The following is a 15,771-nucleotide window of genomic DNA, read 5'->3' on the forward strand; positions in this document are numbered from 1 at the left end:
ACCTAGTTCCCGACCGCTTGGATGCGTTCCACTAGGTCCTTCATAGGGCCAACAGCGTGCTTTTCGCGAACGGATTCGGTTGCATCGACAAAAGGGGTCAGGTCAGCCTCGAAGATCTCGACGCCTTCTTCCCGCATGACCGCTAGGGCCTCATCCACCCCCGTTCTCCAAGCCTCGCGCTGAAACTCAGTTGAATCCGCAGCCGCTTGGTGAAACCAGTTTCTCTCCTCCTCATCCAACGAATCCCAGGTTCGCTCCGAAACCATCAAAACATCGGGGATCCGAGAGTGGTGATCGAAGGTGAAATCCTTCGTCACCTCAAAATGCCGGGATGACACAAAACTCGGTGGATTGTTCTCAGCCCCGTCCACTACCCCCTGTTGGAGAGCCGTATAAAGCTCCCCCCAGGAAATTGGAGTCGGCGACCCTCCGAGGGCTTCCACCATGTCAATCGCCACAGGATCATTCATGACCCGGATTTTAAGACCTTCCAAGTCGTCGGGGTGAAGGATGGGTTTGTTCGCGTAAAAGTTCCGGCTTCCCGCATCGTAGTAGCCGATTCCCCGAAAGCCGCTCGGATTTCCGGCAGCATTAGTCGCCAGCATTTCAAGCATCTCCTCTCCAAGTTCTCCGTTCAAAACAGCCCAGTAATGATCAGAATCGCGAAAAAGATACGGGAGACTGAAAACCTTCGCTTCGGGAACAAAACTCCCCAACGTGGCACCTCCCACTTTTGCTGCGTCAAGGGTGCCGGACTGCATCTGTTCAAGAGTCTGTGTTTCGTTGCCGAGCTGGCCATTGGGAAAGACCTCCATCCGGAAACGACCGTCCGAGTAGAACGCCAGACGCTCTGCAAAACGCTTGATACCCGCGTGGACGGGATGGGATGTCGGAAGGTTGTGGGCAATCTTCATTTCCCGCACACCGGAACCCGACACGCTCCCGCTAGGACCGATAAACACGAATAAAAGCGAGGCTGCCAGCAAACCGATGAGGAACCCGAAAAAGAAGGAAGGTTTGTTCATGGGGAAAATGAGGAAACTAATCAATGGGGAGCGGCTGCTTTAGCTGCCGAATATTGTTTCACGGTAAACCTCCGTTTTTGGACCTCGGCGAGCTCAGTAGAGTCGAGGCTGAAGCAATCGCTCCTTTGCCCAAAAAACGGCGGAATCCCAACAAAGGCCTCTGAAACATTGATCAAAATAGTGCTTCCTTTACGACGGATTAACGGATTTCAGCCATCGGAATGGGATCCATATCGGTAAACTCTTGGTTTTCCCCACCCATCGCCCAAACAAATCGGTAATCGGCCGTTCCGGCCCCGCAATGCATGGACCAAGGCGGCGACAACACCGGCTGCAAATTGCGGACGGCCAGATTGCGCGAGGCCTCGCCCGGTCCCATGAAGTGCATGACGAGATTATCGTCGCTCAAATCAAAATAAGTGTAGACCTCTGATCGCCGAACATGGGTATGAGGCGGAAAGGTGTTCCAGACCGAACCCGGAGCCATGACCGTAAACCCCATGACCAACTGACAGCTTTGAATGCCTCCCTCGTGGATTTGCTGGTAAATCACCCGTTCGTTTGCCGTTTCCCGCGATCCTAACTCGACCTTATTTGCATCGGCGACCGTCGCCAAGGCCGTCGGATAATCCGTATGCGCCGGGTAACTGATGATGTAGAAAATCGCTGCTTCGCTACCTTCGATACTTTCGAAAATTACCTCTTTGGTTCCACGACCGACGTAGAGCGTGTCGCACGAATCCAACCCCCACTGCTCCCCGTCCGTGGTAATCCTACCTTTACCGCCAAGATTGATTACACCTACTTCGCGGCGCTGGCAGAAAAAGTCCGCTCCCAGCATCTCGCGAGGTCCCTTGAGGGTGAGAGGCCCATCCACCGGAATCGCCGAGCCGACAATTGTGCGATCGGTCTCCCAATATACCAACCCGCACTTGCCAAACTCAAATAGATCATCGATGAGAAAAGTCTCACGCAAAACTAGCGTGGACATGTTTTCGAAATCTTCGATACGGGAACTTGGCTTAGTCTTCATGGGGTTTGGTTAAGACATGGACAATTGCGTTGACAAATCCTATGGTCAATCTTGAATGTTCATTATCGAACAGTTTTGTTCATATCTGAACAGTCTATGAGTGCCCCGCTTTCCGAGAAATACCAAGTCCCGAGCGTCGAAAGTGCCTGTCGAATGCTAAGAGCGGTCTGTGAAGCGGATCGACCCATGAGCATTCCTGAGCTCACTTCACCATGCGAAACCTCCCGGACAACCGCAATCCGGATCGCATCCTCCCTCTGCAACAACGGTTTCCTGAGTCGGAACAACGAGGGAAAGCTGATTCCCGGAGAGGTTATGCGGGTATTGGGAAGCCGGATGCAAAACAAGTCGGATCTACGCGAACGTGCCATACCTGCTCTCCAGAAGTTGGCCCAGGCCGTCGGTGAAACCACCCACTTGGCAATCCCACTTGAAACCCACTGTCTTTTGCAGGAAGTGGTCGACAGCCCACAGCTCGTACGCGTAGCCTCCCGCCCTGGAACGCTCATCGATTACCATTGCTCAGCGACCGGAAAGTCCATTCTCGCTTTCCGCGGAGATCTACTTCTGGTCCTCCGGCAAAGCATGGAACTCGTTCCGCGCACTGAGAATTCCATCATCGACTGGGAGGCCTTCGACGAAGCACTCGGGCAGATCCGCAAGCGGGGCTACGCAATCGATGAAGAAGAATACCACAAGGGGATTCGTTGCGTTGGCGCTCCCATCACCGATTCCTCGGGAATCGTAGTTGCGGCGATCGGCACCACGGGAACGACCAACCGTCTGACTAAAAAGCGCATTTCTGCGGTGGCAAAGCTGGTTCTGGCCACAGCCAAGAGCCTCAGCGGCTGAATACTCCATCGCCCGACCCAAACTAAGAGACAGCAAAACCCCATGAACCAAACCCTATTCATCTCCGGCCTTTTCGCCTTCGTAGCCTCCACTCTGCTCTATTCCGAAAGCCATACTCCGGAATCCGTGAAAGCCCTCACAGGAAAGGTAGCCGATTGGCAGATCGAGGTTTTTGAAAATGCCCAAGATTTCCGTGCTGTTGCCGCGGGTCGAAAACGCTTTTTAGAAAAAAAGGGACTCGAGCCAGAGAAGTGGCACGACCTCACGTGGCACAACGCAGCTCTATACGCGGGTCTCAACCACTTTCGAAGGATCGCCGACAATCCGGAAGCCTATACCGACTTCCTGAAGGAGATCGGCAAACGCAACCAATGGAGACTCCACAACCGCCCCTACCACGCAGATGACCACGCTGTGGGCCAAATGTATCTTTCTCTGTATGAAGAATTCGGAGACGATGGGATGATTAGCCCAACCCGCGAGAGTTTCGACCGGATTCTGCAAAGGCCAAAAACCGGATCACTGCTTTGGATGACAAGGGAGGACAAAAAGGCTGGACGCTACACGGACTCTCACAGTCGTTGGGGATGGTGCGACGCTCTTTTCATGGCTCCTCCGGTATGGGCCCGCCTTGCAAAGGTGACGGGTCAACAGGGGTATCTTGATTTTATGGACCAGGAGTATCACGCCACCTATGACCTTCTTTGGGATGAGGAGGAAGGGCTATTCTGGCGCGACTCTTCATTCTTCCCCAGGCGAGAAAAGAACGGGGAGAAGCTGTTTTGGGCACGGGGAAACGGCTGGGTGATCGGCGGGCTTGCAATGATGATGCCGGACCTTCCCGAGGAGTGGGAAGGCCGAACCTTCTACACTGAACTCTTTCAGCAGATGGCAGAGAGTTTCAAGGATTCCCAGCGGTCCGACGGCACCTGGAGCATGGGGTTGCTCGGGGACGAAACAGACTACCCAATCAAGGAAAGCAGTGGAACCTCGTTTATCACCTTTGGACTCGCGTGGGGAGTTAATAACGGTTTGCTGGAACGTGAGGTTTATGAACCGGTTATCCTCAAAGCGTGGAGCGCATTGGATGAATGCGTGACCCCCGAGGGACTTCTCGGCTATGTTCAGCCAGTAGGAGCAGCACCCGGAGATTCATTTCCCGATAGGACAGAGGTTTACGGTGTGGGTGCGTTCCTCGCTGCCGGGACCGAAGTCTACCTCATGCTTTTGAGTGATCAGCGTCCAGAGACTCCGACAGATGATACCCTCTGAATCTACCCCTAAGAATGCCTTTCTCTCTTCCCATGGAAAAGAACCTCCGCAGTTTTTACATCGTCCTCCTAGCCCTCGCTTTCGGAAGCGGCCTATCCGCGGAGCGCCCGCCGAATCCAGATCGCAAAGCCGAATATGACCGCACAGCCGACCCGCATGATTTCACTGTTTTCATGGAAGAAGGTGGGTGGTGCTGGTTTCAAGATCCACGGGCAATCATTCACGGCGGCAATCTTTTCATCGGCTCGATCAAAGGCAGTGGCACCGGAGACGCGCTGATCGGAGTCTATGATCTCGAGGCCAGGAAACCACTCGGAATCTTCGTCGCTCGAAAACACTTCCAGCGGGACGACCACAACTCCCCAGTCTTTATCAGAAGGCCGGATGGTAGCCTCTTGGCGACCTATGCCAAACACCACAAAGACAAATTCCACTACTCGCGGATTCTCGACTCAGACAACCCGCTGGCTTGGGGCGAGGAGTTTAAGCACAAACGCAACTCACCCAACAAAAAGGACCGAGTCACTTACATGAATCTCTACGAGATGACCAACGAGGGACTGCTCTACAACTTTTACCGTGGCATTGACTACAATCCGACCTTTGTTACCTCTGCCGATTATGGCGAGACTTGGAGCGAGCCGGTCCACTTCTTCGCCAGCGAAGGCAGCAAGCGAAACCGTCCGTACCTCCGTTACGCAGGAAACGGCGAAGACATCATACACCTCAGTGCTACCAACGCTCACCCGCGAAGTTTCAGAAACAACCTCTACCATGCGGTCTTCAAGGACGGAAAGTTCTACAAGGCCGACGGCACCTTCATCAAAGACCTAGAGCAAGACGGGCCATTATTGCCGAGCGAAGCAGAAGTAGTCTATGCAAGCACGGGACCAGATCGGAAACCAGAAGGAGCGGATAGTTTTCCCGGAGCCGCTTGGACCAGTGCCATCGAGTTGGACGCCGATGGGCATCCCCATATGGCCTATTCCGTCCATAACAGTAACGAAGATATCCGTTACCGTCTCGCCTCTTGGGATGGCGATCAGTGGACCGATCGCGAGATCGCTTACGGGGGAAACTGCCTCTATGCGCGGGAGTCGAGTTACAGCGGACTCGTAACCATGGACCCAGTTGACCCGACCTTGGTTTTCATCTCGAGCGACGTGGATCCTTCGACTGGAGAAGACACCGGAGGGAAACACGAGATCTACCGCGCCAAGATCGGGCCTGAGGACAATATTTCTACCATTGAGTGGCAAGCAGTCACAGAAAACTCTCCCGTGCGCAACATACGTCCGATGATCCTGCGCGAAGACAATAGGCGGATCGCGCTGTGGCAGCGTGGCGACTTCGTCGACTTTACAAACTATCAGCTTGATACCGTCGGATTCGTTGAAAACACCTAACAGGATCTAAAACTAATGAACAAATTCCCCGCCCTTTCCCTTACGTTTGTCTTCTCAATCAGCAGCTTTGCTGCTCCCTATGCGCTTTCCAACGCTGTCCCGCCAACAACATCCACTAAGCCACAGACCTATGCGCGCTTTGTGCCAGAACGGCAGGATGACTTTGCTTGGGAGAACGACAAGATCGCCTTCCGTGCGTATGGTCCGGCTTCACGACAGGGAGTCGAGAACAGTGGCTTCGACGCCTGGCTCAAGCGGGTAGACTACCCGATCATAGACAAATGGTACGCCCAAAACGCTGCGGGAAAGTCCTACCACAAGGATCACGGAGAAGGGCTGGACAACTACAAGGTCGGAGCAAGTGCCGGGGTGGGTGGCACCGGACTCTGGCTGAAAGGCAAGCGCGAACCCCTCGAGGCTTTCATCGAATACGAGATTATCGAAGTCGCTCCGGAACGTAGCCGGTTCAGACTTTTCTACGAACGTGAAGTAGGAGGTGCTCTCTACCGCGAGGAGAAGACTATTACTATTGAGCTAGGCAACCGCCTCTTCCAAGTCGAGAGCGTCTTCCACAAAGATGGTGAAATCGCTGCAAACCTGCCCATTTGCGTTGGCCTGACCACCCACGAAGGTAAAGCGGAAACCTTCTTCAACGAAGAAAACGGCTGGATCGCCACCTGGGAGAAAATCGGGGAAAGTGAACTCGGCACTGGGGCGAGGATGGATCCCGACCAGCTAGACGGTATCGAAATTATTGACTCCAAAAAACCGGACGAAAGCCATATTTTCCTCCTCTCCCACACAGATGAAAACGGCCGATTGGCCTACGAAGCGGGCTACGGCTGGAAGAAGGCAGGCGAAATCACCTCAACGGAAGAGTGGCGTGATTACCTCAACAGATAGCCTCTCCTCGGCTCAGACATTCAATACCATGGAATTCCCCACACGGGGGGCTGTCTCCCTGAAAATGGAATTCTGGGAGCTTATCTCCGCCGTCGTATACCACCAGGCCGCCAAAAACGTCATGTGGACTTCAAAACTCCAGACGTTTTCACGTATCAAAGGCTTGGGACTAAGTGTTCATAAAACCATATCAATCAATGAGATGAGGAGGCACTTTTCAGAGGTAAACCTATTCACCACCATCAAAAATATCATAATACTTTCTAGTATCGATGTTTTTGAACTCTTTATCTGAAACGTTTGTCACCTCATCCCGATAATTGATCGTAAAAGTCTTGTATGTCAGTTTCGTCGGATTTGCAACGTCATTGTGGACGATGATTATCTTACGGCCATCGCGCCTAGAAGAAATGCGGCGTTTATCGACCAAATAAGGATTACCGTCGTAGATCGCGGCGATGGATACCGGCACCAAAAAACGGGATTTACCGTTATCTTCGAGCTGAAAATCGTAAAGGCTCATACCTTCGAGTTTGTGCCTTTCTTCGTCCACAACCGCTAGGATCGTCTGATTACTCAGGTTGATGATTCGAAAAGAATTGCCAGCGAAGCCAGCCCGATTGAAATCGAGGGTTCTGGACACAAGTCGGCCGCTACTAGACTTTCCAACAATAAGGATTTTATCGCCGGGCTTGCCCAAAGCCGCTTTAACGAGAGGTCTCTTCGCCACTTCCCCTCCGGAAGAAGAGTCTTCTTGAAAAAAGATGATCTCAGGGGGGCCGACATACTTGAAAACGCGGCTAAGGCCGTTTCGAACAGCCGAAATCTTGTAGGTCTCCTCTTCGGTCTGAAACGAAAGGGATATCCCCGGAATCACCAATCCGTCGTCTGTATATTCAACCTGATCGTTTAGATATAATACTTGGAAGAAGTAGGTTCCAAATTTTCCTTCGTCCAAGCTCTGCGAGAAGACCGAATTAAAAAGAGAAAGGCTTAGAAATCCGAAGACCTGCAAAAAGAGCGACTGATGCTTCATATGCTCTCGTCTTCGGAAATCCAACGTGTTGAAACCACCTGGAACTCCCGCCCGAAAGCCTGATTCAAGTTAGATAAACCAAGGATATTATCGTAGGCTTGGTCAGTGGAATCGACAAATTCGGGCATGCGTTGAACCACCACCTCATACCGAGCCTCAGCCTCAGCTGCACCTGTCGTTGGGTCCAAAGTATCACCGTAGGCGTGAATCGTGAAGGTATCACTTCTGGGCCTGAGAACCGCTCCAATCTTCGAAAGGATATCGGCTTGGAGAATCGATCCGGGAACTCCCTCGGCAAGGGGTCTGTTTTTCACCACCTCTACTGAATCGGCCAAAAAAGGAGCTGTATTCGAGGGAAGGTTAGAGGTGATGTTTCCCGCCTCCCACAAACCATTGCCGGTAACTGCGTTCCAATCCTCGTTAAGCGCCGGAGCACCATTGATCTCCGACTGGTCGATAGCGAATTGCAAGGCACCTGTGTAGGCAAACCGTCTGGTTTCTGGATTCTGCAAGTCTTGACTCCGAATCGAGCGGTTGACGAATTCGGACAGAGAGAGGAAAGGACGACCCATTGCCTGACCTCTGGTTCGAATCTCCCGGACAATCGAAGCAGCCAAATCCGATATCTGATCATCCGTCAAACTGCGGAATCCCGCGACGAGGGAATCCCTTTCCGAACTCTCGTAACCCGGAACAGTCCTGTTGGAACCAACAATCGGAGTAGAAATACGCGAGAATGCGTGCTTCTGCGAAGAGCTCCGCACGTTGGCGGACCCGAGGGGATCGATATCCCTCATGGCTCCAAGGAGTGATTCCCAGGCAGCAGTGGAAGTCGAATTGATGTTGAAACCGCCCTCAAGCATTAGCTGAGCGGCCGAACGGTCTTCCCTAAACAAATCGTTTGGAGCTGCTCCCTGCGAGACAAGGACCATCCGTGAGTTGGGCAAAGGAAAGGTAGCCGTAGTCGGAAGGGTATCAGGAGTTTCTGGAAGAATGGTCGAAAAAAAGAAATCGTCCCAGAGGACATCGTTGAGTTGGTAGGAATAATCATAAAAGGTGCCCTGCATACCTGCTACCTTAGGTTTTGAACCTACCTTGATCAGGAGATCACCATCATCAACTTCCATCCCGAGACTATCCAAAGGCAAGTGAATGTTCGCAAAGGAATTCCCGATTGAGTACGCCGGGGTCGCCATCATCGTCTCGTGGCCCTTTTGCCATCCACCCGTCCCGGTGTCCCAGGCAAGATAGTAGGTATTTTGTAAATTCGCGTGCATGAGCTGACCGATTCCCAAAGGTGCCCTCGAAGGGGCCTCGAAAAGAACCATCCGATCACTCCCTTCGTCTGCCCTATTACTGAGGCCTACGTAAGACTTCAAGGAATCGGTTCCATCAATGAAGTTCTCGTAGCGCTGGACTTCCTCTCTTCCGATTCCGGCCCCTCTCAAAAACTCATAGTCGAACGTCGGATTAGTGTCCTTGTGGTGAATCGTGTTCCGAAAAAACGTCGCGCGTGGGTTGAGTTGTGTTAGCAAGTGAGGGCGGGTTCCTGAAGAAGTCCTCGACTTCGCGAAGGCGAGAGCTGTCGCATCACCAGTAAAAGACCCATCATGGGCGTCGCTTGGATCATATGTAAGTGTCTGCAGTTCCTGAATGTCAAAAGGAGAGTCATCGCTAGCACCAGCTCCAACACTGGACCCTTTAGCACCGTAAGAAACCGTAACACCCAATTGGGTGTCTGCAATTGCTCTTGACCTGATATCGTTGATATCGCCGTAGGAACCACCCATAAAATAAATCATACGGTTTTCGATGTCTCGACTCAAAGTCGTTTCGAGAAAAGTATATTGGGCGGGAAAAGCCGGAGGATTTGACGAACTGGACGGTAGAATGGTGACTGCTCTCATCTTGGAGAAATCGCGTCCAGTGGGCCCTTTGAACATAGGGATAGGATCAGGGAAATCTGTTTTGGAAATTGTTATTTCGTCTGAGAAAAAGCCACGAACCAGCTGACCGCTCGCTCCAGGTTTCAAAACATTATTTGCCCGATTATCTGTGTCGTAAAATGAATTGTTGGGAGGCGAAAAATTAATCGCCTCTCCAGCCCTAATGGTCGTTGCTTCGATGACAAAACCGACAAACTTCCGGGTTGCATCTGCCCTACCTATAGTCTGTCGGTTGATCTCAAACTTACCTAATTCAGTCGTGTCATCATCTTCATGGTACATGAAGATTGTCTGAAGGTGCGTCCAGAGACCCATATCCGGCAAAACCATATCTCGATCATAGGGGTTCCAAAGAGTGACCATCGGAAAGACACCCAAAGAAAAAGCATAGTCTCTAGCGTCGTCTACATCGGTGCCAATACGACGCGCCATCAGTTGCACTATAAAATTGGAACGGGTAATCACCGGTTGAATTCCAACCTGGTCCCGTTTTGATTGACGCATGTTTATCGGAGCATTCAAAGACAGGTCTGCGTTCCTTAGACTTTCGCGGTAATGATCTGCCAATTGCGCCCAGGTCGGTCCTCCCGGATCACCGGGAAGCACATCATCTGCAACTGTCTCACCCGAGACACTCGGAAACATCAGACGACCAGATAGGTCGCTCGGGAGCTGAATGAGGGCGGTTGAAAGGTCTCGCTGGAGGCCACCATCCTTCGTATTGGACAGAACCGATGAAGAACCAGTGGTGAAGTCATGAAAAAACTCTCTGCGTATATCATCACCGTTTCCACTTGGAGACAGAAACGGAATTTGAGAAGGCTTCACTACTCGACTCACAGGAGCCGAAGAGCCCTTCCACAAGGACTCCCCAGATGCCGGCTCAAAAGGACGGCTCGTGCGTGCACTGTCCAAGACTACCGAAGGATCTGCCTGCTGAGCGATTGCTGTTCTAAAGTAGTCCGAGTCTGCAAATGCACTAGACGCATGAGTATCATCCAAGTCGATCCGCGCTTTTACTCCATCGTCAGACACCCAAAACGCAAACCTACCTTCGTCTGCTCCGACCGTTTCCGTGAGAACCGAAACCGCGTTTTCGGTCGGATTGACCAAGCCCTCCGCACTGAACAGGTTCACTGATTTACCTGCTGGTAAAGCAGAACTTGGCTCGTAGTTTCCGCCAGTATTCAGGTAAGCATCTACTTCACCACTTACAAACCAGTGAGGCTTGTTGTCATCCAGTCCTAGTTCGCGGTCGGCACTATCGTTCAGGGGTTGACCACCAGAATTCAGTTTACTGGACCAGACACCAGTCCAACGAGCAGTTCCTTTGGGTAACTGGCTCCCACCATCCTCATCTACCAATATGGATGAAGTGGCCGTGACCCGTTGATCGGCACCGGCAAACTTCTGCAAATCACCCAGTGCGGCGGAAGCCCCCAGCTCTGCATTCAAGCGCGCTTTCAGCAAAGTCAGATCTTGGCTGACACTCCTTTGTTCCACACCAAATTGAGCCGCAACGCTGACCAATAACAGAAGAACCAGAGCCATCAAGGATAGTGAGATCACAAGGGCGAATCCCGATTTGGAGGAAGTGGGGGTTGTGGGTAACTTCATAACCGAAAGAGGTAATCGGTCTAGTCTCGAGGATAAGAGACTACCATTCAAATTTCAAAGATGACGATTACAGAACTGATCCATAGTATACTGCGGTAGACACACTCAATCACCTCTACATCTGAATAGGGAATCTTGATCGAAGGGAACGTATACGTCAAATTTTAGTATAGAAATCCTAGCGTGAGAAGGATCTGATTTTCGTTAATTCCCGGCCTAGTCAACGGTCGGGATCTGCTCCGAACGGATTTCAACGTATTTTGCAAACATTGCTTCGACCCTCTCGCGGTGTTCAGGGTTTTCAATCAAGTTTTCGCTCGAGTCTTCCGAAAGACTCACACCCAAGTTGAAAAGACCACTAGGTTCATGGTCATCTGGATTGAAGGCGTAACGCTGGGGCTTCGGACGGTTCATCGCATCTCCGTCAATCGTAAGTTTCCAGTCCCCTTGCCGAATCGCGAAATCCCGAATGCCTCCAGATTGGTGGATGAAATGTCGCTGCTCATCGACATCCTCTCCCCTGAAGATCGGGAGCAAACTGGCGGAATCTTTGATCACATTTCGATCAACCGGAAGCCCGATAAGATCCGAAAGGGTTGCTACTACATCAAGGGAAACAATGGGTGTGTCGCAAACGCTTCCCGCCGGGATGTGGTCCTTCCAGACCGCGATGAACGGCACCCGGTGTCCTCCTTCCAAAATCCCCCCTTTGTATCCGTCCAGACCGCCGTTGGAGCGATGCCCCGAAGCATACAGCTGCATGTCCCAACGCGGCGGCAATCCTCCGTTGTCAGAAGTGAGAATGATCAGGGTATCGTCCATCACGCCGAGCGACTCTAGGGCAGAAAGAAGCTCTCCTATCTGTAGGTCAAATTCGTAGATGAAATCTCCTAATATACCCGGTGTCTTTCCTACGATCTCCTGACCATCGATAGAAGGTGCGGCAACGTGAGGGACATGAACCGCCTGGCTGCAATAATACAAAAAGAAGGGCTGGTCTGGATGGTTTTTCACATGATTCTCCATGAAAACTACCGCCTTCCCTGCCAAACGCGGCCCAACAAGCCTAGGATCCCAATTAGAGTCTCCCATTCCATCGCGACTCGCAGCCTTCGGGGCCAGATCGAGATCATAACCAGTTTGCTCAACTGGAATATGAGTTAAAATGGAGTCTTTCGCCAGGGGGTAAAACTGGCGGTTCTCATAGAAAGCATAGGGCGGATCTTGTATGCCAGCCGGCAGCTCAAGAGCGTAGTCGAAACCGTAGCTTAACGCTCCAGCTGGAAAGCTGGAAAAGTCCTCCGCCGTAACGGGTCGCTTTTCCCAATTTCCGCCCAGTCCCCACTTGCCGAAAAACGCAGTCTGGTAACCTCCCTCTTTCGCGATCCTCGCGATGGTTGTGAAATCAGGATCGATGAGCGGATTGGCAAAAACCCCCCATACTCCGTCCGGCTTCGCGTTACGGATGGGATAATTCCCAGTAAGCATTGCAAAGCGGGTGGGCGCACAGAGTGCGCTCGGAGAGTGGGCATCGCTGAAACGCATGCCCATCTCAATAAGGCGATCAATGTTCGGAGTCGGGACCGGAGAAGAATCCTCTCCCGTGCGTTCACGGTGGTAGAAGGAGATGTCCCCCATGCCAAGATCATCTGCCATAATGAGGACGACATTCGGAGGGTTGGCTTGGGTAATTCCGGTCGCGAGAAGGGTTGCAAGCAGGATAACACTTTTCATGATTTCTAAGGATTGGCGGTGGAAAAAAGGAGGGTTGGCAGTCGATGACCTTTGTGCTGTCCAAACCGAAGTCGCGGTCGAAGTCGGTAATCCATAGTCATAGGTCAAATCATCCAGCAGAAGAGTTTTTCGACTCCGATAGCGATTTTGATTTGGATTTAACCAAGCACCGTTAAAACCGACATCACTCCGATGAAGTGCCTAGCTGACCTCGTAGTTCTTGGATTTCCTGATCCCGGCCAACCACGTCAAGGCGAAGCTTGCGCACGATCTCCTGCAGGTCGCGGACTTCGGTGGGCAAATCGTCGCTACCCGCAGTCGATAGGACGACGACAGCTTCATTCGTCTCAGGCTCACGTGACTCTGCGGAGTAAGACTCATCGTAAGCCAGGGGCATGGAGGGCTCTATCGATTCCAATACAATCGAGTCGGACTTCAGACCATTCACATGCGCAGCCACCCGAATCTTCCCCGGTTCGAGGGTCGAGCGAACGAGTGCGGTCGCCGTGCCAAAAGCAGTTTTCATAGGATTTGCAAAGGTGGAGGCGTCACCAATCAATTCTCCCTGTCCCTCAACTTCGAAGTAAACGAACTCGGAAGCTAGTACCTTCTTCGTTCCGTTCTGATCGACGATATGAGCGCGAACTGGAAGGAAGTCTGACCCATCTGCGACCAATTGCATTCCTTCATCATCTACTTCCAAAGTGATTCCAGTTGTCCTTTGAGGATACCGCTTTTCGGTGGTAATCACGACTTCACCATCCACGAGACCTTCGGCAACCAGGATCGCGTCGTCGTAGTCTTTTCCGAACCTTTGTTTGGCTTCGATGAAATCAAAAACACCCGTAAAAGTGAACGGCGGGTTTGGGAGGCCCCCATAACCATCGTCAGGCTTCTGGGCAGTAAACTCCTTATCCATCCAACGGAGCGTGACCTCATCGCAATTGGAGAAAACGACAACATCCTCGCCGGAGATCTGGGTTAACTCGTTCGTAATGAAAAGAACAGGTTTTTTGCCAATCCCTGGAATTTCGTAATCCGGATCGTATTGGCTTTGGTAGAGGTAGTAATTGTAGCGTGGAATGCGGAAGCCGTTGAGCAAGCCACCGTGGAAGGGGTCGGGATGGTAACCGCGGTCATGGTCGATCCCGCACCACATCGCGCCGCCAATACTATGTGGGGGACGCGCCCAGATGTTACCCGTCGTCCGGCCTTGGATCAATGCCTGGCGGATCATTGCATTCTCCCCCCACTCCATCTTGATCCGCTGGCGTGCGTTTTGAGAACGCCAGTTGTCGACTTCGCTCCCATCTCCGAACTCCCGATTGAAAGCGTTGATGTCTGGATCGTTTCCCCGGTAATACATATCGAAACCGCCTCGCTTCGCCTCATGAGGATCGCCAATCGTGAAAAATCCAGGGAACGGGTATTCCGTTTTGGCGATTCCATTCATTTCGATGAGAGTCTCAGTTGGTTGGCTCGGATACTCGTTGATGACCGTCTCCCACATCACGATGGAAGCTACATTTCGATCCCGACGCACCAACTGCCGGGTGTCGTCTAAAAGACGTTCCTTGAAAATCGGTTCGTCGAAATTGTAAAAGTGCCACCCGGGATTCGCCGTTGTGGTGATGACCCCGAACTCGTCGCAGGCATCATAGAAAGCAGGATCCTTCGGGTAGTGCGCAGCTCGGATCGCACGGCTTCCACCCTCGCGTAAGAGTTTCACATCCCGCCATTGTCCAGAGTTTGGCAGAGCATTGCCCACGTAATTATAGTCCTGGTGGCGGTTGACGCCTATGAACTTGGTATCGACCGGTTCTTTGTTGATAAAGAAACCTTCTGATCCACGCATCTCGTACAAACGGATTCCCACCCGAGTGCGCAAGCTGTCGACGACCTGACCACGGTAGAGAATATCCGTGCGGATGAAATGGAGGTAAGGGTCATCGGGATGCCACAAACGGACATCCCTCGCTTCGAACTCGCGGGCCAACTGACGGGTCTCGCCCGATTGCAAGGTCACCTCATCCTCCATTACCTGCAACTCCTCGTGCTCGGCATTCTCTAAAGTCGTCCGAACGGTCAACGGCAAAACCTCGTCCGTTGTATTGGCTACCTCGGTACGCACTTCCATGTCGGCGTCATTTCCATTCACGTCCAGCGTTGCGACAAAAATCCCTCCGCCGGCCACAGTATCGCTGAGCTCGGTCAAGGTGACATGGACCGGCCCAGTTCGGATCAGGTAAACGTCCCGGTAAATGCCACCCAGATAAGCAAAGTCCAAACGAGACTGAGGCTGTCCCGGTGGATAGAGACGGCTGTCTTCGTTGTTCGCCATGACAGCGACAACATTGGTCTCTCCCACAGGTTTCAAAACGTCGGTCACATCCGCTGCAAAGGGGAGGTAGCCCCCAAAATGCTCGACTACCTCCTGCCCGTTGACCCACACCCGTGCCTCCCCCATCACAGCTTCGAAGTAGAGAAAGACTCTCCCTCCTGTCAGAACTGGCTCGGTCGTGAATTCCTTTCGGTACCAAGCTATCCCTTGGTAATTGCGCCCACCGCTTCCATTGGCTGGCAGGGTTTCCAGTCCATGCGGAAGACGGGCCGCTTCCCAATCGCTGTCGTCAAAGTCAACCTCTTCGGCTCCTTCTACGTCTCCAAGATGAAAGCGCCAGCCCGGATTAAAGTTCTCCACCATCCGCGAACTTCCTTCGACTGCATAAAAACCAGCACTCGAGAAACGTTGCTCGCTTCCGAACGACAGTAGGGGCATAAGGGCGCATAGGAAGAGCAAACTAAGACGGATAAGAAAGGGGGGGAAACGGCTCATTATTCGGGTCCTGAAAAAATACTCCCCCCCGAAATTCGGCAAGATTACCGGTAATGCATGGCGGCAAACCAAGGGTCGCTTGTGCAGGGCCTCTAACCTACCAATTCCTCC

10 protein-coding genes are annotated in these 15,771 nt (G+C 52.3%); 4 read left to right on the forward strand and 6 right to left on the reverse strand.

Annotation, left to right across the window (positions count from 1 at the left end):
- Positions 1–2: 2 nt before the first annotated feature.
- Both AAGJ81_06730 and kduI read right to left on the reverse strand, forming a co-directional pair.
- A complete protein-coding gene (locus AAGJ81_06730) occupies positions 3–1,025 on the reverse strand; it encodes a TRAP transporter substrate-binding protein (protein MEM0965824.1) in 1,023 nt (340 codons plus the stop codon).
- 199 nt (positions 1,026–1,224) lie between these two features.
- Positions 1,225–2,058: a 5-dehydro-4-deoxy-D-glucuronate isomerase gene (gene kduI, locus AAGJ81_06735; protein MEM0965825.1), complete on the reverse strand. Its 834-nt coding sequence runs from the start codon at positions 2,056–2,058 to the stop codon at positions 1,225–1,227.
- Positions 2,059–2,154: 96 nt separating this feature from the next.
- On the opposite strand from kduI, the gene AAGJ81_06740 reads away from it, so the two are divergent.
- The 4 genes from AAGJ81_06740 to AAGJ81_06755 are packed head-to-tail and all read left to right on the forward strand — an operon-like array spanning position 2,155 to position 6,491.
- Positions 2,155–2,910 (forward strand): IclR family transcriptional regulator, encoded by a 756-nt coding sequence (locus tag AAGJ81_06740; GenBank protein ID MEM0965826.1) that lies wholly within the window; start codon positions 2,155–2,157, stop codon positions 2,908–2,910.
- 42 nt (positions 2,911–2,952) lie between these two features.
- Positions 2,953–4,182: a glycoside hydrolase family 88 protein gene (locus AAGJ81_06745; protein MEM0965827.1), complete on the forward strand. Its 1,230-nt coding sequence runs from the start codon at positions 2,953–2,955 to the stop codon at positions 4,180–4,182.
- Positions 4,183–4,196: 14 nt separating this feature from the next.
- The gene (locus AAGJ81_06750) at positions 4,197–5,588 is read left to right on the forward strand and encodes a BNR-4 repeat-containing protein (protein MEM0965828.1); all 1,392 of its coding nucleotides are present in this window, start codon (positions 4,197–4,199) and stop codon (positions 5,586–5,588) included.
- A 15-nt stretch (positions 5,589–5,603) separates the two neighbouring features.
- The gene (locus AAGJ81_06755) at positions 5,604–6,491 is read left to right on the forward strand and encodes a DUF4861 family protein (GenBank protein MEM0965829.1); all 888 of its coding nucleotides are present in this window, start codon (positions 5,604–5,606) and stop codon (positions 6,489–6,491) included.
- 229 nt (positions 6,492–6,720) lie between these two features.
- On the opposite strand, the gene AAGJ81_06760 is transcribed toward AAGJ81_06755, so the two are convergent.
- From AAGJ81_06760 to AAGJ81_06775, 4 genes are all read right to left on the reverse strand, one after another.
- Complete coding sequence (locus tag AAGJ81_06760) at positions 6,721–7,527, reverse strand: hypothetical protein (GenBank protein MEM0965830.1); 807 nt, start codon at positions 7,525–7,527, stop codon at positions 6,721–6,723.
- A complete protein-coding gene (locus tag AAGJ81_06765) occupies positions 7,524–11,042 on the reverse strand; it encodes a hypothetical protein (GenBank protein MEM0965831.1) in 3,519 nt (1,172 codons plus the stop codon). The genes AAGJ81_06760 and AAGJ81_06765 overlap by 4 nt, the downstream gene beginning before the upstream one ends.
- Before the next feature lie 264 nt (positions 11,043–11,306).
- Complete coding sequence (locus AAGJ81_06770; GenBank protein ID MEM0965832.1) at positions 11,307–12,824, reverse strand: arylsulfatase; 1,518 nt, start codon at positions 12,822–12,824, stop codon at positions 11,307–11,309.
- 184 nt (positions 12,825–13,008) lie between these two features.
- Entirely contained in the window at positions 13,009–15,660 is a 2,652-nt protein-coding gene (locus AAGJ81_06775) for a glycoside hydrolase family 2 TIM barrel-domain containing protein (GenBank protein MEM0965833.1), read from the reverse strand.
- Positions 15,661–15,771: the final 111 nt, after the last annotated feature.

Source organism: Verrucomicrobiota bacterium (assembly GCA_038744685.1).
Lineage (GTDB): Bacteria > Verrucomicrobiota > Verrucomicrobiia > Opitutales > Puniceicoccaceae > Puniceicoccus.